Here is a 21,722-nt window from a genome sequence, read left to right on the forward strand (position 1 = left end):
GAGGTTAGCCGAGCAGCTTGCGCTGGCGGGATTTGTGGTCGATGTAGGTCTGGAAGGCCTGCTTGGTGGAGTCGAGTTCCGACACTGCGGAGACGGGAACGTCCCACCAAGATTCGGAGCTCGGCGCGTCCAGCAGCGGGTCGGATTCGACGTGGATCACGATCGGGCCGCCGCGCTCGGGGGCGGCCTTGGCGTCGCGGATGGCCTGTTCGAGTTCGGCGATGGCCTTCTCGCCCGGCTCGATCCGGATGACCTTCACGCCGAGGGATTCGGCGTTCAGGGCCAGGTCCACCGGGAGGGTCTCGCCCTCGTCGAAGCTGTGCTGTTCCTCGTCCAGGACGCGGTACTGGGTGCCGAAGCGCTGCGAGCCGAGTGATTCGGAGAGCGAGCCGATGGAGGCGTAGCCGTGGTTCTGGATCAGGACCACGATCAGCTTGATCCGTTCGGCGACGGCGGTGACCAGTTCGGTGTGCATCATCAGGTAGGAGCCGTCCCCCACCATCACGACGACGTCGCGCTGGGTACCGCCCTTGGCGGCCTCGGCAAGCGCTGCGCGCTTGACGCCCAGCCCGCCGGGGATCTCGTAGCCCATGCAGGAGTACGCGTATTCGACGTGGTAGCCGAACGGGTCGCGGACCCGCCACATCTTGTGCAGGTCACCCGGCAGGGAACCGGCGGCGCAGATGACCACGTCGGAGGGGTCCATGGCCCTGTTGGTGGCGCCGATGATCTCGTTCTGCGCCGGCAAAGGACTGAACCGGGTGTCGAAGGCCGTATCCACCGTGGTGTTCCAGCGCTGCTTCTCGGCCGCGATCTGCTGATCGAGGTCGGCACCGACCCGGTAGCCGCCCAGGGCCTGGTTCAGCTTGACGAGTGCCTTGCGGGCGTCGGCGACGATCGGCAGCGAGGTGCCGTGCTTGTACGCGTCGATCGGTGCGACGTTGATGTTGATGAACTTCAGGTCCGGGTTCTGGAACGCGGTCCGGGACGCGGTGGTGAAGTCCTCATAGCGGGTGCCGATGCCGATGATCAGGTCCGCTTCGGCGGCCAGGGCGTTCGCCGCCGTCGTGCCCGTGGAGCCGATCGCGCCAAGGGAGTACTTGTGGTCCCAGGGCAGGACGCCGACGCCGGCCTGCGTGTTGCCCACCGGGATGCCGGTCAGTTCGGCGAACTTCGCCAGTTCCTCGTTGGCGTAGGCGTACAGGACGCCTCCGCCGGCGATGATCAGCGGCCGCTTCGCGGCCCGGATCGCTGCGGCGGCGCGGGCGATGTCGTCATCGTCAGCTTCCGGGCGGCGGATCCGCCACTCCCGCTCGGCCAGGAACTCCTCCGGCACGTCGAACGCCTCGGCCTGGACGTCTTGGGGCAGCGAGATGGTTACCGCGCCGGTCTCGGCGGGGTCCGTGAGGACGCGCAGGCCGTGGTGGAACGCGGAGAACAGCTGCTCCGGGCGGGTGACCCGGTCGAAGAACTTCGACAGCGGCCGGAACGCGTCGTTGACCGTGAGGTCGTAGGCGTAGGGCTGTTCGAGCTGCTGCAGCACCGGGTCCGCGGCACGCGTGGCGAACGTGTCGGACGGCAGCAGCAAGACCGGCAGCCGGTTGGTGGTGGCCAGCGCCGCACCGGTAAGCAGGTTGGACGAGCCCGGGCCGATGGAGGTGCTGATCGCGAAGGTCTGGCGGCGGCGGGTGTGCCGGGCGTAGCCCACAGCCTGGTGGGACTGGGCCTGCTCGTTGCGGCCCTGGTAGTACGGCATGATCCTCGGATCGAGCTGCTGGTACTGCTTCAAGGCCTGGCCCACACCGGCTACGTTGCCGTGCCCGAAGATGCCGAACGTGCCCGGAATCAGGCGTTCGCGGAAATCGACTCCACCGACGGAATCAACGGTGTACTGCTTGGAAAGGTATTCGACCACGGCCTGCGCCACGGTCATCCGGCGGGTTCCAGTTCCCATCGTTTACTCCGTTACTTCTTCTGTGGTGTGGTGGAGGAGTGAAGCGGCCGCGGCAACGGCTCCGGCGACATCGCCGTCCTGCGGGTACAGCAGGGTCCGGCCGACGGTGAGTCCCTGCACGCCGGGCAGGGCGAGGGCCGCTCCCCAGGTGGCGAACACCTCATCCTGAGTGCCTGCCGGGTCCCCGCCCAGCAGCACGGTGGGCATGGTGGTGGCGGCCATGACGCGTTCCATCCCGGCAACGACCGGCAGCTTCATCCACGTGTAGGCGCTCGTGGACCCCAGGCCCTCAGCGATGGCGATGGACTTGATCACGGCGTCCGTGCTCAGGTCGTTCCGGACCCGGCCGTTCTCCCGGACAGACAGGAAGGGCTCCACCATGGCGATGAGCTTGCGCTCGGCGAGCGAATCAATGGCCCTCGCCGTGGCCTCGAGCAGCGCCACCGTGTCCGGGTCACCGAGGCAGATGCGGGTCAGCATCTTGCCGCCGTCCGCGCCCAGGGCCTCCAGCGCCGCGGCGGTGTGGCCGGTGAAACGGTCATCGAATTCGTTCACGAGGCCGGCGAGGCCGCCGCGATTCATCGAACCGAAGACGAGCTTGCCTTCAAGGGCGCCCAGCAGCAGCAGATCATCCATGATGTCCGGGGAAGCCAGGATGCCGTCCACTGCCGGGTTGGCCAGCGCGATCTGCAGCCGGTCCAAGAGCTGGCGGCGGTCCGCCATCGCCACCGGATCGTTGCCGACTGAGAGGGCGCCGCGTGCCGGGTGGTCCGCGGCCACAATGAAGTTCTGCCGGCCGTGCTTCAGGCCGGGGTGGCGGCGGCGGGCCTTGGCGGCCCGGGCCACGGCGTCCGGGTCTTCCAGGCGGATGGTGCTGAGGTGCTCGTAGCGGCGGGGGTTGTCATCCACCGCGAGGGTCGCGGTGCCAGGGTTGAGGCTCACAGGGCCGCTCCTTCAGGGGTGAGTTGGCCGGGAACTGAGTCCTGGCCGGGAACAGCAGCGTCAGGAACAGCAGCATCGGGAACAAGGCGTCCGCGCTCGGCGAGCAGCGAGGTGACCTCGGCCGGGGTGGGCATGGCATCCGCGCAGGACAGGCGGGAAGCGACAATGGCGCCGGCAGCGTTCGCGTAATCCAGGACCTGTGCCAGCGGCCAGCCGGAGAGCAGGCCGTGCACGAAGGCGCCGCCGAACGAGTCACCGGCACCCAGGCCGTTGACGGTCTCCACCGGAACCGGGGCGGAGACCACGCGCTCGGTGCGGGTCTTGGCCATCACGCCTTCCGGGCCCAGCTTCACGACGGCGATTTCGACGCCGGCGTCCAGCAGGCGGTCGGCCTGCTCATCCGGGGTGCCCGGGCCTACGGCCACGGAACATTCCTGGTCGTTGCCGATCGCGACGGTGACGTGCGGCAGGATCCGGGCCACCTGCTCCCGGGCTTCCTCTTCAGTGGCCCAGAACATGGGGCGGTAGTCAAGGTCCAGGATGGTGTACTGGCCGTCCTTGAGGCCCGTGCGGGGCCGTGCTTCGTGGGCCGTGATGTGCGCTTCGCGGCTCGGCTCCTGGCAGAGGCCCGTCACGGTGGACCAGAAGATCTGCGCATCGCGGATGGCGTCCGTGTCGAGCTCGTTGGCCTTGATCTGCAGATCAGGTGCGGTGGGGAACCGGCCGTAGAAGTACAGCGGGAAATCGTGCGGCGGCTGTATGGCGCAGAACGTGGCGGGTGTCTGGAGCCCCTGGACCGGGCTGACGAACGAATCGTCAACGCCAAACTTTTCCAGTTCGCGGTGCAGGTAGGTACCGAAGGGGTCGTCGCCGGTGCGGGTGATGACCCCGGTCCGGCGGCCATGGCGGGCAGCGGCAACAGCAACGTTGGACGGGGAGCCGCCGAGGTACTTGCCGAAGGACGTCACATCCTCCAGCCCCACCCCGATGTCGTTCGGGTAGATATCAACGCTGATTCGCCCGATCGTGAGCAGTTCGTGGGTCACGGTAATCGTGGACCTTTCTTTTGGATCTCAACCTCTAAGCAGCCGAACGGCCAAGGCTCCGGCGTTCCGCGGGCCCGTGAGCGGGACCACAAGAACTACTGTGCCCTAGAATTTATGTCCTGTCAAAGGTTTGTACTGACATACTTACAACAAGCAGAATTCGGCCCAAAAGCGGTGGCGCGGAGCTGCAGGGGTCAACTGGCGGGGCCATCAATTCCGCCTTTATTTCTTAGGTACGGCGAGCTCTCCGGTGACATACTGCGCGCGGCCAAATCCGAAGGACCAGTCCCCCGCCGTGTTCTCGACATAGCCAATGAATACGTCCTCCCCGGCGACCCCTAAAGCCCCCAGTTTGTCTGCCACTGCGGCAAACAGGTTCTGCTTCGCCTCCTGGCTACGGCCGCCCTGGGTGAAGATCTGGATCATAATGACGTCGCGGGTGCGCTCGAAGCCGAGGCCCGCATCCTGCGCAACGATCTGTCCCGGGGCATGCTCCGTGACGATGTGGAAGTAGTCGCGTTCCGGGATCCCGTATTCAGCCAGGATGGCGTCATGGATGCCCCGGCTGAGGCGGTCCAGTTCATCCCGGCTGCGCCCTGAGTGGACATCGATTCGTACGAGCGGCATATTGTCTCCTTTGATAGTTTGTCCTGACATTCTATCAAATCCGATAGCTACTGCAAGAGGTTGTCGCGGGCTGGCCCAAGTAGGTAGCAGCACAGGGCCTTCTCAGCGCTCAGAACGCCATCTGCTGCCACCTAGTTGGGTCTTTAAACCGACGACGGCGGCCGGTGACCTTCGAGGTACAGGTCACCGGCCGCCGTCGGACGATTCAGTTGTGGTGCGGCCCCTATTTTCCGAGCAGCTCCTCGAGCCGCTCGTAGCCGTCGGACACGCCGCTTTCCATGCCTGATTGGGCCATCCCGTCCCGGGCTTCCAGGCTGGGATAGACAGAGTGGGCCCGCAGCCGGCACCTGCCTTCGCCCAGGTCCTCGAAGCTCATGAATTCAATGCTGACGATGTCCGGGTAACCGCTGAACTCGAAGGTCTGGATGGCGAAGTCGTTTTCACGGACGGTATGGAAGATGCCGTTGAAGGCGTACGTCACCCCATCCGGGCCGGTGTGGCTGTACAGGTAGGTGCCCCCGGAACGGAAGTCGTAGTGGTCGATATCGATGTTGGTGCCGCGCGGGCCCAACCACTGGGCGATCAGCTCAGGCTCCTTGTGCGCGCGGAACACGTCCGCGACCGGAAAATCGAACTCCCGCTCAAAGTCGATGAACGGGACGCCATCGGGGATGTTGAGTTTCAGCGCATTGCTCATGATCGGTCCTTGTCACTGCTGCAGTGCTTCGAGACCGCCAACATAGACCTCACTGCGGCGCCGAAGCAAGGGTCAGTCCGCCCGCGCTTAAACAAAGAAACGCGGGGTCACTCCGCGCCCAATCCGGGGGGTGGATTGGGCTGGGAGTGACCCCGCGTTGCTTGAAGTGGGCCTTAGAGCGTTGCGAAGACTTCGCGCAGCAGCTTGGCGGTCTCGGACGGCGTCTTGCCGACCTTCACGCCTGCAGCCTCGAGGGCTTCCTTCTTGGCCTGGGCGGTACCGGCGGAACCGGAGACGATGGCGCCCGCGTGGCCCATGGTCTTGCCTTCGGGCGCGGTGAAGCCGGCCACGTAGCCGACGACCGGCTTGGTGACGTTGGCCTTGATGAAGTCGGCCGCACGCTCTTCGGCGTCGCCACCGATTTCGCCGATCATCACGATGGCCTTGGTCTCCGGGTCAGCCTCGAACGCGGCCAGGGCGTCGATGTGGGTGGTGCCGATGACGGGGTCACCGCCGATGCCGATGGCCGTTGAGAAGCCGAGGTCGCGCAGTTCGTACATCATCTGGTAGGTCAGCGTGCCGGACTTGGAAACCAGGCCGATGGGGCCCTTGCCGGTGATGTTCGCCGGGGTGATGCCCACGAGGGCTTCGCCCGGGGTGATGATGCCGGGGCAGTTCGGTCCGATGATGCGGGTGACCTGGTTGCCGTCGGCGTCCACCTTGGATTGTGCCAGTGCCCAGAACTCGGCGGAGTCCTGAACCGGCACGCCTTCGGTGATGACGACGACCAGGCCGATGCCGGCCTCGATGGCTTCGACGACGGCGTTCTTGGTGAATGCCGGCGGAACGAAGACGATGGAGACGTCGGCGCCGGTCTCGGCGATGGCTTCCTTCACGGTGCCGAAAACGTTGATCTCGTTTTCGCCGTGCAGGACGGTGGTACCGGCCTTGCGGGCGTTGACGCCGCCAACGATGTTGGTGCCGGCCTTGAGCATGAGGGCGGTGTGCTTGGTGCCTTCGCCGCCCGTGATGCCCTGGACGATGACCTTGGAGTCCTTGTTCAGATAAATAGACATGTTTTCTTTCCTAGATCTCGACAGGCTCGATCAGCGGGCGTTGGCGAGCTCGGCAGCCTTGTCGGCGCCCTCGTCCATGGTGGCGGCGAGGGTAACCAGCGGGTGGTTGGCCTCTTCGAGGATGCGGCGGCCTTCTTCGACGTTGTTGCCGTCGAGGCGGACGACCAGCGGCTTGTTGGCGGAGTGGCCCAGCTCGGCCAGTGCGCCAACGATGCCCTTGGCGACAGCGTCACAGGCGGTGATGCCACCGAAGACGTTGACGAATACGGACTTGACCTGCTCGTCGCCCAGGATGACGTCGAGGCCTGCGGCCATGACCTCGGCGGAGGCTCCGCCGCCGATGTCCAGGAAGTTGGCGGGCTTGACGTTGCCGTGGTTCTCCCCGGCGTACGCGACGACGTCCAGGGTGGACATGACGAGGCCTGCACCGTTACCGATGATGCCGACTTCGCCGTCCAGCTTGACGTAGTTCAGGTCCTGCGCCTTGGCCTTGGCCTCGAGCGGATCGGCGGATTCCTTGTCCTCAAGCTGGGCGTGCTTGGGGTGGCGGAATTCGGCGTTCTCGTCCAGCGTGACCTTGCCGTCGAGGGCAACAATCTCGCCCGCGCCGGTCTTGACCAGTGGGTTGACCTCCACGAGGGTGGCGTCTTCCTTCTTGAAAACGTCCCAGAGCTTCAGAATGACGCCGGCGACTTTGCCGCGCAGTTCTTCAGCGAAGCCGGCGGCAGCGACGATTTCGTCGGCCTTGGCCTGGTCGATGCCCACGGCGGGATCGATGGCTACCTTGGCCAGGGCCTCGGGCCGCTCAACGGCGAGCTGCTCGATCTCCATGCCGCCTTCAACCGAGCACATGGCCAGGTAGTTGCGGTTGGCCCGGTCCAGCAGGACGGAGAAGTAGTATTCCTCGGCGATGTCCGCACCCTGGGCGATCATCACCTTGTTGACGGTGTGGCCCTTGATGTCCATGCCCAGAATGTTGGTGGAGTGCTCAAGTGCCTCGTCGGCGGACTTGGCAACCTTGACGCCGCCAGCCTTGCCGCGGCCACCAACCTTAACCTGTGCCTTGACGACAGTTACGCCGCCGATCTTCTCGGCAGCTGCCTTTGCTTCTTCAGGAGTGTGCGCCACGATGCCGGCGAGCACGGGTACACCGTGCGCTTCGAACATATCGCGCGCCTGATATTCAAACAGGTCCACGGTTTAGTGTCCTTCTACGTCGAAGTAGTTTCTGTACAGCCGGACTGCACCCAAGGTGCGGACCGGGCTGCGGAATTAGCGCGCCCTGCGGCAGGTCCGGAAACGAGCCACGCGGCGCAATGATCCTTTTTTGAACTCTAGTCCTTTGGAGGCACCGGCTCGTTCCAGACTACCTGTTCTGTGAGTAAGGACACTATTCTATGGACCGTAGAAAAACCCCGTGATTACGCGGTTTTTGGGGCCGGGGCGGGCGCCGTCTGGACGTTCTTACCCTCTGCGGAGATGAGTTCGTAATGATCCCGGCTGATAAAGAAACCGACGCCGCCAGAAACGTTTCCGCAGGCCACCCCCGACCGGTAGGCGGAGCACCGCAAACCATTCCGTTCAAGGTTGCCGCCGTCGGGCAGGACGCGAAGCTTGGAGACGGGTCCGTCGGCCGTGCCCTTGGGCCCGTACTCGGCCTCCATCTGCGTGACCCCGGCCCGGCATTCGCCGTACCGGGCCCGGCTGGGCGTCAGGAGCGCCGCGCCGCCCAGATAGCCGAGTCCCGTACCTGCGCAGTCGTCCCCGACGTCCGGTGCTGCCGGCGCGGGGTACGCCGCGAGCTCGCAGTGTGCCACAGGCACGGTTGCCAGTTTTTGATTGTCGGGATCGCTGAAGTTGTTGGTTTCGTACGGCAGGTTCAGGTGTGGCCCGCGGGCTGCTGTCAGGGCGCACACCACATTCCTGTCCGCAGTGACGAACGCCAGTGCGTCCTCCCCTGCCGCAAACTCCGCGGGATCACTGAGCGGAGCCTGTTTCAGCTGTTCGAGGACCGGCAGCGGTGGCGGCGGCGTGTACTCCGGATCCGCGACGGTTACGGAACAGCCCGCCAGTGTCATTGCGAACAGTGCCACCCAGAACACTGGCGCCAGCCCTGCAGCCACGCCATCCGTGCGCCGCACCGGCACGCTCAGGCGTCGATCTTGGTCAGCGGCGCGTACCGCAGAAGCAGCCGCTTCTCGCCGATGTCGAACGTCACCTTCGCCACGGTCTTGTCCCCGGCACCTTCGACGGCGAGCACGGTGCCGTTGCCAAAGCTCGTGTGGTTGACCTTGTCCCCCACGCTGACCGCGATGACTTCCTTCTGCGGCTGCACGCGGTTTTTCGCGACGGCGGCCGGGACGTCGGCGTTGAAGCCCGCCGAGGAATCGGCACGGGTGCCGCGGGCCGTTCCGGCACCCCAGAAGGACCCGCCGTACCGGCTCGACCCGATGTCGGCGCCGCTCCCCCACCCGCCGGACTGCCGGCTGGTTCCCTCGCGCTTCCATTCGACGAGTTCGGAGGGGATTTCCTCCAGGAACTGGCTGGCCGGGTTGTACTGGCTCTGCCCCCACATGCTTCGGACCTCGGAACGGGTCACGTAGAGGCGCTTCCGGGCGCGCGTCAGCCCCACGTAGGCGAGCCGGCGTTCCTCCGCCAGTTCCTTCGGATCAGTGGCTGAACGCTGGTGCGGGAAGAGCCCGTGCTCCATGCCGGTCAGGAACACCACGGGGAATTCCAGGCCCTTGGCCGTGTGCAGCGTCATGAGCGTGACCACACCCAGCCGCTTCGCCTCCGCCACCGCGGCGTCAATGTCCGCGCCGGGCGCGTCCGGGATCTGGTCGGCGTCGGCCACCAGCGACACCTGCTCCAGGAAGGCGCCCAGGGATCCTTCGGGATTGTCGCGCTCGTATTCACGGACGACGGCGACCAGCTCCGCGAGGTTTTCCACCCGGGACTCGTCCTGCGGATCCGTGCTGGAGCGCAGCGTGGCGAGGTAGCCGGTTTGTTCCAGCACGGCCTCGAGTGCGGCCGCGGCGCCGGAGCCCGCGGCGACCTCGGCGAGGTCGTCCAGGAGCTTCACGAAGCCGAGCACCGCGTTGACCGAGCGGGTGGCCATGCCGGGCGCCTGGTCGGCGCGGCGGGCGGCGGCGATGAAGGACGTGCGTTCCCGCTCGGCGAGGGCCGCGACGGCCCCCTCGGCCCGGTCCCCGATCCCGCGCTTGGGCTCGTTGAGGACGCGGCGGAGGTTGACGTCGTCGTCCGGATTGACCAGCACCCGGAGGTACGCCAGCGCGTCCTTGATTTCCTTGCGCTCGTAGAACCTGGTGCCACCCACCACCTTGTACGGCAAGCCGACGCGCACCAGGACGTCCTCGATGGAACGGGACTGGGCGTTGGTGCGGTAGAAGATGGCGACGTCGCCGGGGCGGAGGTTGTCCTCGTCCTGGAGCCGGTCGATCTCCTTGGCGATGAACTGGGCTTCATCGTGCTCGTTCTCGCCCACGTAACCGATGATCTTGTGGCCCTCGCCCTCCGCGGTCCAGAGCCTCTTCTCGGGGCGGTTGGGGTTCCGGGAGATAACGGAGTTGGCCGCGCTCAGGATGTTCTGGGTGGAGCGGTAGTTCTGCTCCAGCTTGATGGTGCGGGCGTCGGGGTAGTCCTTCTCGAACTCCACGATGTTCCGGATGTCCGCGCCCCGGAACGCGTAGATCGACTGGTCCGAGTCGCCGACGACCGTCAGTTCGGCCGAGCCCGGGCCCTCGCCGACGATTTCCCGAACCAGCGCATACTGCGCGTGGTTGGTGTCCTGGTATTCGTCCACCAGGACGTGCCGGAACCGCCGCCGGTAGGAATCTGCAAGCGCCGGGAAGGCCCGGAACATGTAGACCGTCTGTGCGATGAGGTCGTCGAAATCCATGGCGTTGGCCTGGCGCAGCCGCTGGGTGTAGCCCCTGAAGACGTCTGCCACGGCGCTCTCGAACGGGTCACTGTGGTTCGCGGCGGACGCGAAGGAATCGTCGTCAATCAGTTCGTTCTTGAGCGCGGAGATCTTGTGCTGGATGGCCTTGGGCGCGAACTTCTTGGGGTCCAGGTCCAGGTTCTTGGCCACCAGGGTAATCAGCCGCAGGGAGTCGGCGGAGTCGTAGATGGAGAAGTTGGAGTTCAGGCCGACGTTGGCGGCCTCGCGGCGCAGGATCCGGACACAGGACGAGTGGAACGTGGAGATCCACATGGCCTTGGCCCTGTTGCCCACGAGGGCCTCGATGCGTTCACGCATTTCCGCGGCGGCCTTGTTGGTGAACGTGATGGCCAGAATCTCGCCGTGGTGGGCACGCTTGGTGGCGATCAGGTAGGCGATCCGGTTACTGAGGACGCGGGTTTTTCCGGAGCCGGCTCCGGCCACGATCAGCAGTGCGCTGCCGGAGTGCTTGACCGCTTCCTCCTGCTGCGGATTCAGGCCCGCCAGCAGCGCGCCGGCGTCCGGGAGATGATGCCGGGCGTGCTCCTCCGCCGGGCCTCCATCTGCCTGACCGGCTCCCGGGCCAGCTGCCGGGCGGCCGGCGGATTCGCCCGGGCCGCCGCCGAACGCGGGCGTCATCAGCCCTGTTTCGGGGCGCGACTTGGTGATGGCACCGGCGTGGGAACCAGCCTTGAACGGACCGTCAGCGTAGGGGTCAAACAACATATCCATGGTGACTACAAGTCTAGGCGGTGGGACCGACACTGGATTCCGCCCTGTGGATAACCTAGGCAGATAGCCCCGGGGCCGGGCCCCGCGGCGGGGACGAACCGGCAGGAAAGCTAGTCGACAGAGCCTGACTCAAGCGCGGCGCGCAGCTGGTGCACCGCCGTCGTTCCTCCCGCCATGAACCATTCCAGGCCGTTGACATGCACGCTGCCGGCGACGCCGCCCGCGGCCGTCACGATCGCCTTTCCGGGCAGCCAGTCCCATTCGGGGCAGCTGTGCTGGAACCAGCAGCCGAGCTGCCCGTCGGCGACGCGCCCCAAGTCGCACGAGCCGGACCCGAGCATCCGCAGCGTTGCGGCCGAAGTCGCGGCAGCGTGCCACGGCATGGCGCACATCGGGTCGGCGAGCCAGCGCGGGTGGATGTAGGTGGCGGCGCCGAGTTGGGAGAGATCGACGGCATTGCGGTTGGCTCCGTCTTCATTGAAGGTGGTGACGGGTTCGCCGTTGAGGGCGGTGGCTCGTTGCTTGCCGCCGATCCAGAGCTTGTCCTCCTCGGGCTGGAAAATGGCGCCGAGCAGCACATCCGATTCGTCCTTGAGGGCAATGGCTGAGCACCAGTACGTGGAGCCCTGCAGGAAGTTGTAGGTGCCGTCCACCGGATCGATGACCCAGGTCCGCCCGCTGCTGCCGTGCACCGCGGCCCCTTCTTCGCCGAGGACGCCGTCGTCCGGGCGGCAGCGTTGAAGCTGCTCCATCACATAGGCTTCGGCCGCGTGGTCTGCGGCTGTGACGACGTCGGAGACGGAGGTCTTGCGCTGGGCGTCGAGGCCGCCCTGCCGCATCAGCAGTGCCAGCTGCCCGGCCTCGCGGACCAGCTCGGCCGCCAGCTCATAGTCGTCGAGCTCGGGGCTCAGGTTGGTGGCGCTGTGTTTGCCAAGTTTGTGTCTGCCCAGTTCCGTCACGGTTCCCACCCTATCGGCGCCGGGCATGCCGTGAACAGCAAGGGCGGGCCACAGCAGCGGCGGAGGACAGCAAAGCCCGGGGACGGCGGGCGATAATGGACGCATGGCCAAAACACCTGCACAGCGGATCAAGAAGCACGGCGCGAAGGCCGCAGTACCCCAGCACCACCTGCCGCCGGTGATGAACCCCGGCACGGACCGCTCTCCGGCGAAGGCGCAGAACAACGCCAACCTGATTGTCATCGCCGGCGTGGTGGCCAGCCTGTTCCTGTTCTGGTACGTCCACCTGCTCACGCTGAACCAGCTCACCCAGCTGTCCGGCGGGCTGGCCATGCCCGATTCCCTGGTCGGCGGCTTTGACACCGGCTACGCCGAGCAGCTGCGCCGCGCTTTGGACGCCGACGCCCGCGGCCAGCTCAACTACGTCCACAAGACGGCGGGCACGCTGTTTCCGCTGATCTTCGCCTTCACCTGGCTGCTGCTGATCGGCACCAACGCGGCAAAAAAGGCGCTGCGCTGGGCGCTCTGGGCGCTGCCGCTCCTGTTCGTGGTGGTCCGGCTGTGGGGCAACGTCGCCATTGATTCCATGATCGGGGCGGTAAACCTCGACGCCGGCCAGGTCGCCCTGGCGTCGGGCCTCACCGTGGCCGGCTGGGTACTGTTCGTGGCCAGCCTTCTCGCCGGCGGCGCCGCCGTGTTCCTGGGGCGCCAGTCCTCGAAGGAATCGGCCGGGCCTCCGGCCGTCTAGGCACTCCCGGCGCCCCCGCAGCAGGAAGCCTAGGCCAATACACCTAGGCGCTCCGGGCGGCCTGGGCCCGGGCGGAGGCCCTGCGCACCTGCCGTTCCTGCCGGACACGCTGGGCGATGACCAGGCCCGCGGCAGCGAGACCGATCGTGATGGGGTAGCCCATCAGCCGTTCCAGGGTTCCGGGCTCGGGGACGTTCAGGCCGGTGACTGCCGCGGTGACGAGGGCGGCCACGGACACTCCGCCGGCGGCCAGGATAAACCAGCCCAGCGGCGTTTGCCGGAGCCACAAGGCGCCGAGCAGCAGCAGCGCCAGGGAGCCGGCGACGAAGTACATGACGGCGCCCGCGTAATGCCAGCCGGACTCCACGTCCTCAGGCACCAGCCCCACGACGATCGTCCCGGCGCCTGCGGTCCCGGTCAGGATCCGCGCCGCCACGGCCGAGTACCACGGCACTTCCCCGGAATGGCTGGCCATGACCCGCACTCTGGCCCGGGCGGCCACCCGCAGCAGCGCCGAGCTCAGCAGCAGCGCGCCCAACAGCATGCCCAGCCCCTGAACCACGAAGGAGGCGTTCATCAGCACGTGCAGCGGCGAACAGATGCTGCGGCCGCCGTAGAGCCCGCAGGTGACGGCACCCAGGTCGCTGATGAGGCCGGTCCGCCGGCTGTAGGGGTCGGGTCCGGCCCAGGCGCCGATGACGGCGGCCTCCGCCATGAAATACTGGACGACGCTGAGCACCGCCCACGCCCCGATGTACTGCCGTGTGGAGGCGGTGTCCGGCAGGAACGTTGCGCGGGCGGTGGGGACTTCAGCTGCGGCGGCCATGCCAAGAGCGTAGTACGCGCGCTCACCTTGTATGCTTGTAAGCGTGCCCGAACGGGCCGGTCCAAAACCCGGCTGCGGCGGGCGCCCGCCCTCGTAGCTCAGTGGATAGAGCACGGCTCTCCTAAAGCCGGTGTCGTTGGTTCGATTCCAATCGAGGGCACTTGAATCTGCAGCACCCTCCCGGGCTCCGCGCCTATCTGCTGGGCACAACGCCGGCGGACCCTTCATCCCCCGAACCTGCGCCCGCAGGCCGCTGGGCCGTGGAGCGGACCATGCTGGACCGGGCCGGGGGCACCCGCGGCACCTTTACCGGCGTCGTGATCTTTTCCCCCGACGGCGACGGCGGACTCCGCTTCCACGAGGAGGGGACCGTGGTCTGGCCTGCTGTCAACGGCGACACCTTCTCCGGGCCGGCCACCCGCGATTACGTGCTCAGGGCCGCGGACACCCCGGACGCTCTGGACATGCTGTTTCCCGACGGCCGGCCGTTCCACCGGATGAGTTTCTCCCCCGAGGCCAGCCAGGACCGGCACTGGTGCGATCCGGACACCTACCGCGTCACCTACGTCCGTCATGGCGAGGACGAGTTCAGCTATTTCTGGGATGTGACTGGCCCGCGCAAGGACCTGCTGCTGGAGTCCGTGCTGCAGCGTCTACCCGGAACGGCGACGGCTGCGGACGGGCTAGGCTCGAAACCGTGAATCCACGCATCATCGTTTCCGCCGTGTGTGTCTACGACGCCACTGGCCGGCTCCTGACCGTCCGCAAGCGCGGCACGGACAAGTTCATGCATCCCGGCGGCAAGCCTGAGCCCGGCGAGACCGCGGTGCAGGCCGCCGCCCGGGAGCTGCAGGAGGAAGTCGGCATCATTGTCGATCCCCGCGAACTGACGCTGATGGGCGTGTGGCTGGCCGATGCCGCCAACGAGGCAGCCACGGAGATCGAAGCCACCGTCTTCACCGCGCCGGGCACCTGGGTGGCCCACCCCTCCGCTGAGATCGCCGAGATCCGGTGGCTGGACCTCGCGGCAGAGTGGCCCGGCGACCTCGCGCCGCTGCTCACGGACCACATACTGCCGGCGCTGGCGGAAACCGGGCGCTGACGCGGACGGCTGACGCGTGCGCTGACGCCGAGAGATCTCGTCGCTTAGAGCCAAGCTAAACGATGAAATCTCACGCCTCGATGGGGCCCGAGGAACTCAGTACTCGGGAACCGCTTCCTCCGCCACGGCCGTGGCCTCGGCGAACTGGGTCCGGTACAACTCGGCGTAGCGGCCGTCCGCGGCCAGCAGTTCGGTGTGGGTTCCGCGTTCCACAATCTGGCCGTCCTCCACCACCAGGATGACGTCAGCCGCGCGGATCGTGGAGAGCCGGTGGGCAATGACGACGGCGGTCCGGCCTTCCAGCGCAGCGCCCAGCGCCGCCTGCACGGCGGCTTCGTTCGTGGAGTCCAGCGCGGCGGTGGCTTCGTCGAGGATGACCACCCGGGGCTGGGCGATCAGCAGCCGGGCGATGGTGAGCCGCTGGCGTTCCCCGCCGGAGAGCCGGTAGCCGCGCTCCCCCACGACGGTTTCCAGGCCGTCGGGAAGGGAACGGATCATGGCTTCGAGCCGGGCCTGGCGCAGCACCGCCCACATGTCCTCGTCGGTGGCCTCCGGGCGGGCCAGCCTGAGGTTGGAGGCGATGGTTTCGTGGAACAGGTGCCCGTCCTGGGTGACCATGCCCAGGGTGGCACGGATGGAATCGAAGGTCAGGTCGCGCACGTCCAGGCCGGAGGCCGGCGCGGTGCCGCCAAGGCGCACGGCGCCGGAGTCGACGTCGTACAGCCGGGACAGCAGCTGGGCCACTGTGGACTTGCCGGCGCCGGAGGACCCCACGAGGGCAACGGTCTGCCCGGGTTCCACCCGGAAGCTGATGCCGTGCAGCACTTCCTCGCCGCCGCGGGTGTCCAGCGTGGAGACCTCCTCCAGCGAGGCCAGCGAGACCTTGTCCGCCGAGGGGTAGGAGAAGCGCACGTCGTCGAACTCCACGGCCACGGGACCGGGCGGGACGGCCAGCGCACCCGGCTTTTCCTGGATGAGGGGCTCGAGGTCCAGGATTTCGAAGACCCGTTCAAAGCTGACCAGGGCGCTCATGATCTCCACGCGGGCGTTGGACAGCGCGGTGAGCGGCGCGTAGAGGCGGGTGAGCAGCAGCGCCAGCACCACGACGTCGCCGGGGGCGAGCTGTCCGCCGATCGCCAGCCAGCCGCCCAGGCCGTAGACCAGGGCGAGGGCCAGGGCGGAGACGAGCGTCAGCGCGGTCACGAACGTGAACTGGAGCATGGCCGTCCGCACGCCGATGTCGCGGACCCGGCCGGCGCGGAGCGCGAACTCGCGGGATTCCTCGTCGGGCCGGCCGAAAAGCTTGACCAGGGTGGCGCCGGGGGCGGAGAAGCGCTCGGTCATCTGGGTGCCCATGGCGGCGTTGTGCTCGGCCGCCTCGCGCCGCAGGTCCGCCAGCCGGGAACCCATCCGCCGGGCAGGGATGAGGAAGATCGGCAGCAGGATCATGGCCAGCACGGTGACCAGCCAGGAGGTATTCAGCATCACCACGAGGGTGAGGATGAGGGCCACCACGTTGCTGACCACGCCGGACAGGGTTCCGGCGAACGCGGACTGCGCGCCGATGACGTCGTTGTTCAGGCGACTGACCAGCGCGCCGGTGCGGGTCCGGGTGAAGAACGCAATGGGCATTCTCTGAACGTGGTCGAACACCTTGGTGCGGAGGTCCACGATGACGCCCTCGCCGATCGTGGAGGACAGCCAGCGGCTCACCATGCCCAGAGCGGCCTCGGCTACGGCCACGCCGGCGATCAGTGCCGCCAGCCGGATCACCTCGCCGGCATCGGCGCGGGCAACGATCGTGTTGACCACCTGGCCGGCGAGGACCGGGGTAGCCACGGCCAGGAAGGCCATGGCAATGGAGACGGCCACGAACGCGATCAATCGTCCCCGGTGCGGCCGGGCGAAGCCCATGACGCGCTTCAGGGTCTCCTTGGAGAACGGCCGGGAGCCGCTCTTGGCCCGGGTGATGTTGTATAGCGAGCGCCAGGCGACGCCGTCCATGCTCATTTGTTTTGCTCCATCTTCCCTGCCGCCAGTTCGGTGACGACGCCGTTGTCCACATTCCAGCGCACGTCCAGGCGGACGTTTTCCAGCAGCCGCCGGTCGTGGGTGACCAGCAGCAGGGCGCCGTCGTAACTTTCCAGTGCTTCTTCGAGCTGCTCGATCGCGGGGAGGTCCAGGTGGTTGGTGGGCTCGTCCAGGACCAGCAGGTTCACGCCGCGGGCCTGCAGCAGGGCCAGGGCGGCGCGGGTCCGCTCCCCCGGCGACAGCGAGTCCACGGTGCGCGCGGTGTGGTCCGCCTTGAGGCCGAACTTCGCCAGCAGGGTCCGGACCTCGGCGGAAGTGTAGTCGGTCAGGACGGCCTCGACGGCGTCAGCCAGTTTGAGGTGTCCGGCCAGCAGCCCGCGGGCCTGGTCGATCTCGCCGACGGCCACGGACACACCGCGGGAAGCGTCACCCGAGTCCGGTTCCTGGGTTCCCAGAAGCAGCCGGAGCAGCGTCGACTTGCCGGCGCCGTTGGGCCCGGTGATGCCGATCCGCTCGCCGGCGTTGAGCTGCAGGTTCACCGGCCCCAGGGTGAAGCTGCCCTGCCGGGCGACGGCGTCGCGCAGCGTTGCCACCACAGAGCTGGAGCGGGGCGCCTGGCCGATGCTGAACTGCAGCTGCCACTCCTTGCGCGGTTCCTCCACCACGTCCAGGCGGGCGATGCGCGATTCCATCTGCCGGACCTTCTGCGCCTGCTTTTCGGAGGACTCGGTGCTGGCGGCGCGACGGATCTTGTCATTGTCCGGGTTTTTCTTCATCGCGTTCCGGACGCCCTGGGAGCTCCATTCCCGCTGGGTGCGCGCGCGGGACACGAGATCCGCCTTGGTCGCGGCGAATTCCTCGAACCGCTCGCGGGCGTGCCGGCGGGCCACGGCGCGTTCCTCCAGGAAGGCCTCGTAGCCGCCGTCGTACACGGCCACCGAGTTCTGGGCCAGGTCCAGCTCCACGATGGAGGTCACGCAGCGGGCCAGGAACTCGCGGTCGTGGGAGACCAGCACCGCACCGCCGCGAAGCCCCTGCACGAAGGCCTCCAGCTTGGCCAGGCCGTCCAGGTCAAGATCGTTGGTGGGCTCGTCCAGGAGCACGACGTCGAAGCGGCTCAGCAGCAGGGCGGCGAGCGCCACGCGCGCAGCCTGGCCACCGGACAGCCCGGTCATTTCCGCGTCGGGGCCGACGTCCAGTCCCAGGTCGGCCAGGACGGGTGCGATCCGTTCGTCCAGGTCCGCGGCGCCGGAGGCCATCCACCGGTCAAAGGCCATCGAGTAGGCATCGTCCGCTCCGGGAGCTCCAGAGCCGAGGGCCTCGGCCGTGGATTCCATCTCCGCGGTGGCTTTCGCGCAGCCGGTGCGGCGGGCAATGTAGGCGGCGACGGTTTCACCGGCGAGCCGCTCGTGTTCCTGCGGCAGCCAGCCCACAAAGGCGTCGGCCGGTGCGAGGCTGACTGTGCCGTCCTGTGCCTGGTCCACCCCGGCAAGGAGCCGCAGCAGTGTGGACTTGCCCGCACCGTTGGCGCCGACCACGCCAACAACGTCCCCGGGAGCCACTGTGAGGGACAGCCCGGAGAAGAGGGTGCGGTGGTCATGACCGCCCGAAAGGTCCTTCGCAACAAGGGTTGCAGTCATCAATCCATCCTCTCACCGCTGCCCGTTTTCACCCGAAAATCAGGCGGGCATGAAAGAACCCGCTGGTCCGGACTTGGGGGGTGTACGGACCAGCGGGTTCGACCACTTAGCATAGTTGAAGCGGCGCGCTACGTAAAATCCAGGCCGGCGGGCCGCCACTTCGCACCACCCCGTCCGTCACCAGAGAGCGTTCCATGCCCCTACCTGCCAAGGCCTTCCAGCGCTGGCTGCACGGCGTCGCGCCGGACGCCAGCGTTGCTGATGTGGCCAGGGCGTCAGGGGTCAAGCGCACCACTCTGGCGCAGCAGCTGGTCCGCGGCAAGGTGGCCGAGGCAACCGTCGTGGCGATCAGCCGGGCCTTCAACATGAACCCGGTGGCTGCGCTGGGCTCCTTTGAGCCGTACTGGGACCTGGGAAAACCGCCGATCCCGCCCACGCTGCAGGAACTGGTCAGCCAGATCGCCACCGCAGACCTGCTGCACGCCATCATCGCGCGCACCGAGCCGGACGCAGGCACAGGTAACGGCACAGGCACGGATAAAGGCACTGCGCCGCCCGGACTCGGCCCGCCGCCGCATGCCACCTCGGTGAAAAACTGGGTGGACGCGATCGACGACGGCGAGCTCCGGCACCGCGTCTCCGCCGCCACCGGCGTCGCTCCCCAAAACTATTCAGCGCAACTGACCGCCAACCGGCTGGCCCCGGAACTGGCCGTCGCCACCTCCCGGGCTGCCGGCGTCGGACTCGCCAGCGGTCTGGTGGCCGCCGGACTGGTGACCGAAGCCGAAGCCGGGTGGCCACCCGATGCCCGGCAGGCTGCCCTGGATGGCATGACCGACGGCGAACTGACCGCTCTGGCTGGCGAACGCCTCCAGGCGCTCGGCAAGGCCTTGCGGCGCCAGGAACACGACCAACGACAAACCGAAACGATCTGGGAGAACCTCGGATGATTGAAATTCTGCAGTGGACCACCCTGATCGCGTCGGGAGCGGCCACGCTGAGCAGAATCCCGAACCTGGTCCGCCGGAAGAACAGGTCCATTTTCTACGCCTTGGCGCTACTGACGCTGGCCATCCTGCTCAGCATCGACGGTCCCTACCTGGCGGTCGATGCCCTGCTCGGCGGTGCCAACGTGGCCAACCTGCTGCTGCGCTTCATCATCTTCGGGGCCATCTTTTTCCTTGCCCTTCGGATTGCTGTCGGGTTCGGGGACAGCCGCGGAATCCAGCTGATACGGGGCCGCACCGGCATGCTTGCCCTGGGAATCATTTCTGCCGTGCTGGTGGTCTGCTTTGTTCTGATGGACACGTCGGGATCGTCGGCGGGGCTCGTGGACGTTGCGGCCAAGAATCAGCAGAACGCCCTCCTCGTGGAGTACTACGGCGCCGCCGGGCGTGCCTATCCGGCGTACGTGTGTCTCGCGATCCTGCCGGGGATGCTCCGGGCCATCAGGAACCCGCTGCCCGCGCTGCTGCGGATGAGCGCGGCGCTTCTGGCCGTCGGCAGCATCGCGATCCCCCTTTCGCTGCTGTTCCCCCTCGTCCCGCCCGGGCTGGGGTTCCTGCGCTTCACCGTCAACTACACAGCCATCCTCTGCTTCGTCGTCGGCCTGGCTCTCATCTGGGTGGCGAGCGCCCGGGCCGGCCGGAAGCACCGGCCGCTGGCCGCCAAACGCCGCTAGTATCGTTCCAATCATTCGTCAGCAGAGAGCGTTTCATGCCCCTCCCCGCCAAAGCATTCCAGCGCTGGCTAAATGGCGTGGCACCGGATACCAGCACGGCCGTCATCTGCAGGGTCTCCGGGGTCAAGCGCACCACCCTCGCCCAGCAGCTGGTCCGGGGAAAGGTTGCCGAGACTACGGTCGTGAGCATCAGCCGGGCCTACGACATCAATCCGGTCGCCGCACTGGCCACCTTTGACACGTACAGCGACCTCGTCAGTTCTTCCCTCCCTCCTTCCGACAGGGAACTGGTAAGCCAAATCGCCACCGTCGACCTGCTGCGGGCCGTCATTGTCCGCACCGCACCCACGGGCTCCGCCGGCACTGGCTCCACGGGCTCGGGCTCCACGGGCTCGGGCTCCACGGGTACCGGCCCGCCGGAACTCAGCCCGCCGCCGCATGCCACCTCGGTGAAAAACTGGGTGGACGCGATCGACGACGGCGAACTCCGCCACCGCGTCTCCGCCGCCACCGGCGTCGCCCCGCAGAACTACTCCGCCCAACTGACCGCCAACCGGCTCGCCCCGGAACTGGCCGTCGCCACCTCCCGGGCTGCCGGCGTCGGACTGGCCGGCGGACTGGTGGCTACGGGGCTGGTGACCGAAGCGGAATCAGGCTGGCCGCCGGGCGCACGGCAGGCGGCCCTGGACCGGCTCAGCGACGGCGACCTGGCCGCCCTGGCCGGCGAACGCCTCCAGGCGCTGGGCAAGGCCTTGCGGCGGCAGGAGCAGGACCAGGAACAGACCGAAAGAATATGGGAAAACCTGGTATGAGCGAGATTCTCCCGTGGATAACACTGGTTGTTTGCGCCAGTGCCGCACTGGCCCGGCTCCCCAGCGCAGTGCGCGGCGTGAACCCCACCCTGTTCTTGATCTTCCTGCTGGCGACGGCCGCCGGGATCCTGAGCATCGAACAGTTCTATATGGCCATCGACGGCGCCCTTGGCGGCATCAACATTGCCCACGTCCTGCTGCGCCTGATTGTTTTCGCCACGATCTACCTCATCGCGGTCCGCGTCACAAAGGGGTTTGGCGCCCCTGACGCCCACCGCATGATCTCCGGGCGTCCGGGGCTGGCCATGCTCGCGATTTTCACAGCGGCCCTCGTGACGGTCTTCCTCCTGATGGAACCGGCTGCTTCGTCAGTGCGCTTCAGGGAGGCCGGCGCGGTCAGCGCACGGAATGAGGCCCTGCTGCCGTACTACTGGGCTGCCGCGCGGGGCTACCTGGCGTACGTCTCCCTCGCACTGCTGCCTGCCTTGCTCCGCAGCGTCAGGGAAAGCCTGCCCCCGCTCGTCAGGACCGGGGCGGCCCTGATGGCGGCCGGAGCGGTGGCCACTGTGGCCGGCCTCTGCCTTGAATTCGCTCCTCTCCAGCTCCTGGTCGTCGCGCCGGCGGTGAACAACGGCGCGGTGGTTTTCTACACCTCCGGCCTGGTTCTGGTCTGGATGGCGCGCGTCAAAGCCGCCAACCGCGGGGGTCACGGGACGTCATCTACCGGAAGGTAGCGGCCCGGGATTCACAAAATCATTAGACCGTGAGAGAATCATGAATGTGTGAAAGCAGTTGCTGCCTGGCTCACAAGCCGTGGCGCCTGCCGGATCGCACATTGGGGGGATGAGTGGTGGCGGCCGTTGGGGACCGCCCCCACTCAGCCTTTTT

General features: G+C 67.2%; 20 protein-coding genes and 1 tRNA gene. 8 read left to right on the forward strand and 13 right to left on the reverse strand.

Annotated elements, in window-relative coordinates; translation table 11 throughout:
- Positions 1-4: 4 nt before the first annotated feature.
- The 10 genes from iolD to G9E11_RS16385 form a co-directional block, all read right to left on the reverse strand.
- A complete protein-coding gene (gene iolD, locus G9E11_RS16340) occupies positions 5-1,954 on the reverse strand; it encodes a 3D-(3,5/4)-trihydroxycyclohexane-1,2-dione acylhydrolase (decyclizing) (protein ID WP_190607610.1) in 1,950 nt (649 codons plus the stop codon).
- Between the two features lie 3 nt (positions 1,955-1,957).
- A complete protein-coding gene (locus tag G9E11_RS16345; protein ID WP_190607612.1) occupies positions 1,958-2,896 on the reverse strand; it encodes a Cgl0159 family (beta/alpha)8-fold protein in 939 nt (312 codons plus the stop codon).
- Positions 2,893-3,942, reverse strand: coding sequence for a 5-dehydro-2-deoxygluconokinase (gene iolC / locus G9E11_RS16350; RefSeq protein WP_311764394.1), 1,050 nt, complete (start codon positions 3,940-3,942; stop codon positions 2,893-2,895). The genes G9E11_RS16345 and iolC overlap by 4 nt, the downstream gene beginning before the upstream one ends.
- 222 nt (positions 3,943-4,164) lie before the next feature.
- Positions 4,165-4,569 carry a tautomerase family protein gene (locus tag G9E11_RS16355; RefSeq protein WP_190607615.1) on the reverse strand — a complete coding sequence of 135 codons (405 nt, stop codon included), beginning with the start codon at positions 4,567-4,569 and terminating at the stop codon, positions 4,165-4,167.
- Between the two features lie 223 nt (positions 4,570-4,792).
- A complete protein-coding gene (locus tag G9E11_RS16360; protein WP_190607617.1) occupies positions 4,793-5,266 on the reverse strand; it encodes an SRPBCC family protein in 474 nt (157 codons plus the stop codon).
- Positions 5,267-5,439: 173 nt separating this feature from the next.
- Positions 5,440-6,342, reverse strand: a complete 903-nt coding sequence (gene sucD, locus G9E11_RS16365) for a succinate--CoA ligase subunit alpha (protein WP_190607620.1) — start codon at positions 6,340-6,342, stop codon at positions 5,440-5,442.
- A 30-nt stretch (positions 6,343-6,372) separates the two neighbouring features.
- Positions 6,373-7,539, reverse strand: coding sequence for an ADP-forming succinate--CoA ligase subunit beta (sucC, locus tag G9E11_RS16370; protein WP_102973202.1), 1,167 nt, complete (start codon positions 7,537-7,539; stop codon positions 6,373-6,375).
- A 224-nt stretch (positions 7,540-7,763) separates the two neighbouring features.
- Positions 7,764-8,420 (reverse strand): hypothetical protein, encoded by a 657-nt coding sequence (locus tag G9E11_RS16375; RefSeq protein WP_190608385.1) that lies wholly within the window; start codon positions 8,418-8,420, stop codon positions 7,764-7,766.
- A 71-nt stretch (positions 8,421-8,491) separates the two neighbouring features.
- Positions 8,492-11,035, reverse strand: a complete 2,544-nt coding sequence (gene pcrA, locus G9E11_RS16380; protein WP_190607623.1) for a DNA helicase PcrA — start codon at positions 11,033-11,035, stop codon at positions 8,492-8,494.
- Positions 11,036-11,145: 110 nt separating this feature from the next.
- A complete protein-coding gene (locus G9E11_RS16385; protein WP_311764395.1) occupies positions 11,146-11,994 on the reverse strand; it encodes an inositol monophosphatase family protein in 849 nt (282 codons plus the stop codon).
- Positions 11,995-12,097: 103 nt separating this feature from the next.
- Here G9E11_RS16385 and G9E11_RS16390 point away from each other — a divergent pair, with 103 nt between their 5' ends.
- Positions 12,098-12,742: a hypothetical protein gene (locus tag G9E11_RS16390; protein ID WP_190607626.1), complete on the forward strand. Its 645-nt coding sequence runs from the start codon at positions 12,098-12,100 to the stop codon at positions 12,740-12,742.
- Between the two features lie 43 nt (positions 12,743-12,785).
- Here G9E11_RS16390 and G9E11_RS16395 read toward each other — a convergent pair whose 3' ends face one another.
- Positions 12,786-13,568, reverse strand: a complete 783-nt coding sequence (locus G9E11_RS16395; protein ID WP_190607628.1) for a DUF998 domain-containing protein — start codon at positions 13,566-13,568, stop codon at positions 12,786-12,788.
- Between the two features lie 87 nt (positions 13,569-13,655).
- On the opposite strand from G9E11_RS16395, the gene G9E11_RS16400 reads away from it, so the two are divergent.
- The 3 genes from G9E11_RS16400 (at position 13,656) to G9E11_RS16410 (ending at position 14,670) form a co-directional block, all read left to right on the forward strand.
- Positions 13,656-13,728 (forward strand) — tRNA-Arg (locus tag G9E11_RS16400).
- 1 nt (position 13,729) lies between these two features.
- A complete protein-coding gene (locus G9E11_RS16405) occupies positions 13,730-14,269 on the forward strand; it encodes a DUF6314 family protein (protein WP_190607630.1) in 540 nt (179 codons plus the stop codon).
- On the forward strand, positions 14,266-14,670 hold the full coding sequence (locus G9E11_RS16410; RefSeq protein WP_190607632.1) for an NUDIX hydrolase: 405 nt from the start codon (positions 14,266-14,268) through the stop codon (positions 14,668-14,670). Before G9E11_RS16405 ends, G9E11_RS16410 begins: the two co-directional genes overlap by 4 nt.
- Positions 14,671-14,766: 96 nt before the next feature.
- Here the strand turns inward: G9E11_RS16410 and G9E11_RS16415 are convergent, their stop codons facing one another.
- Positions 14,767-16,680 carry an ABC transporter ATP-binding protein gene (locus G9E11_RS16415; RefSeq protein ID WP_190607634.1) on the reverse strand — a complete coding sequence of 638 codons (1,914 nt, stop codon included), beginning with the start codon at positions 16,678-16,680 and terminating at the stop codon, positions 14,767-14,769.
- On the reverse strand, positions 16,677-18,341 hold the full coding sequence (locus G9E11_RS16420; RefSeq protein ID WP_190607636.1) for an ABC-F family ATP-binding cassette domain-containing protein: 1,665 nt from the start codon (positions 18,339-18,341) through the stop codon (positions 16,677-16,679). Before G9E11_RS16420 ends, G9E11_RS16415 begins: the two co-directional genes overlap by 4 nt.
- Before the next feature lie 194 nt (positions 18,342-18,535).
- Here G9E11_RS16420 and G9E11_RS16425 point away from each other — a divergent pair, with 194 nt between their 5' ends.
- From G9E11_RS16425 to G9E11_RS16440, 4 genes are read left to right on the forward strand one after another with little or no spacing between them, the layout of a single operon-like run.
- Positions 18,536-19,291, forward strand: a complete 756-nt coding sequence (locus tag G9E11_RS16425; protein WP_190607638.1) for a hypothetical protein — start codon at positions 18,536-18,538, stop codon at positions 19,289-19,291.
- The gene (locus tag G9E11_RS16430; RefSeq protein WP_190607641.1) at positions 19,288-20,022 is read left to right on the forward strand and encodes a hypothetical protein; all 735 of its coding nucleotides are present in this window, start codon (positions 19,288-19,290) and stop codon (positions 20,020-20,022) included. Before G9E11_RS16425 ends, G9E11_RS16430 begins: the two co-directional genes overlap by 4 nt.
- 35 nt (positions 20,023-20,057) lie before the next feature.
- Positions 20,058-20,834, forward strand: a complete 777-nt coding sequence (locus tag G9E11_RS16435; protein ID WP_190607643.1) for a hypothetical protein — start codon at positions 20,058-20,060, stop codon at positions 20,832-20,834.
- Positions 20,831-21,568: a hypothetical protein gene (locus tag G9E11_RS16440; protein ID WP_190607646.1), complete on the forward strand. Its 738-nt coding sequence runs from the start codon at positions 20,831-20,833 to the stop codon at positions 21,566-21,568. The genes G9E11_RS16435 and G9E11_RS16440 overlap by 4 nt, the downstream gene beginning before the upstream one ends.
- Positions 21,569-21,722: the final 154 nt, after the last annotated feature.

This window comes from Arthrobacter ipis (assembly GCF_014694315.1).
GTDB lineage: Bacteria > Actinomycetota > Actinomycetes > Actinomycetales > Micrococcaceae > Arthrobacter > Arthrobacter ipis.

What these genes read in the sequence shown, in the direction of transcription:
- iolD (WP_190607610.1), bottom strand. Translation starts at nt 1,954, where the DNA reads ATGGGAACTGGAACCCGCCGGATGACCGTGGCGCAGGCCGTGGTCGAA.
- G9E11_RS16355 (WP_190607615.1), bottom strand. Translation starts at nt 4,569, where the DNA reads ATGCCGCTCGTACGAATCGATGTCCACTCAGGGCGCAGCCGGGATGAA.
- G9E11_RS16360 (WP_190607617.1), bottom strand. Translation starts at nt 5,266, where the DNA reads ATGAGCAATGCGCTGAAACTCAACATCCCCGATGGCGTCCCGTTCATC.
- sucD (WP_190607620.1), bottom strand. Translation starts at nt 6,342, where the DNA reads ATGTCTATTTATCTGAACAAGGACTCCAAGGTCATCGTCCAGGGCATC.
- G9E11_RS16375 (WP_190608385.1), bottom strand. Translation starts at nt 8,420, where the DNA reads ATGACACTGGCGGGCTGTTCCGTAACCGTCGCGGATCCGGAGTACACG.
- pcrA (WP_190607623.1), bottom strand. Translation starts at nt 11,035, where the DNA reads ATGGATATGTTGTTTGACCCCTACGCTGACGGTCCGTTCAAGGCTGGT.
- G9E11_RS16390 (WP_190607626.1), top strand. Translation starts at nt 12,098, where the DNA reads ATGGCCAAAACACCTGCACAGCGGATCAAGAAGCACGGCGCGAAGGCC.
- G9E11_RS16395 (WP_190607628.1), bottom strand. Translation starts at nt 13,568, where the DNA reads ATGGCCGCCGCAGCTGAAGTCCCCACCGCCCGCGCAACGTTCCTGCCG.
- G9E11_RS16415 (WP_190607634.1), bottom strand. Translation starts at nt 16,680, where the DNA reads ATGAGCATGGACGGCGTCGCCTGGCGCTCGCTATACAACATCACCCGG.
- G9E11_RS16420 (WP_190607636.1), bottom strand. Translation starts at nt 18,341, where the DNA reads ATGACTGCAACCCTTGTTGCGAAGGACCTTTCGGGCGGTCATGACCAC.
- G9E11_RS16425 (WP_190607638.1), top strand. Translation starts at nt 18,536, where the DNA reads ATGCCCCTACCTGCCAAGGCCTTCCAGCGCTGGCTGCACGGCGTCGCG.
- G9E11_RS16430 (WP_190607641.1), top strand. Translation starts at nt 19,288, where the DNA reads ATGATTGAAATTCTGCAGTGGACCACCCTGATCGCGTCGGGAGCGGCC.
- G9E11_RS16435 (WP_190607643.1), top strand. Translation starts at nt 20,058, where the DNA reads ATGCCCCTCCCCGCCAAAGCATTCCAGCGCTGGCTAAATGGCGTGGCA.
- G9E11_RS16440 (WP_190607646.1), top strand. Translation starts at nt 20,831, where the DNA reads ATGAGCGAGATTCTCCCGTGGATAACACTGGTTGTTTGCGCCAGTGCC.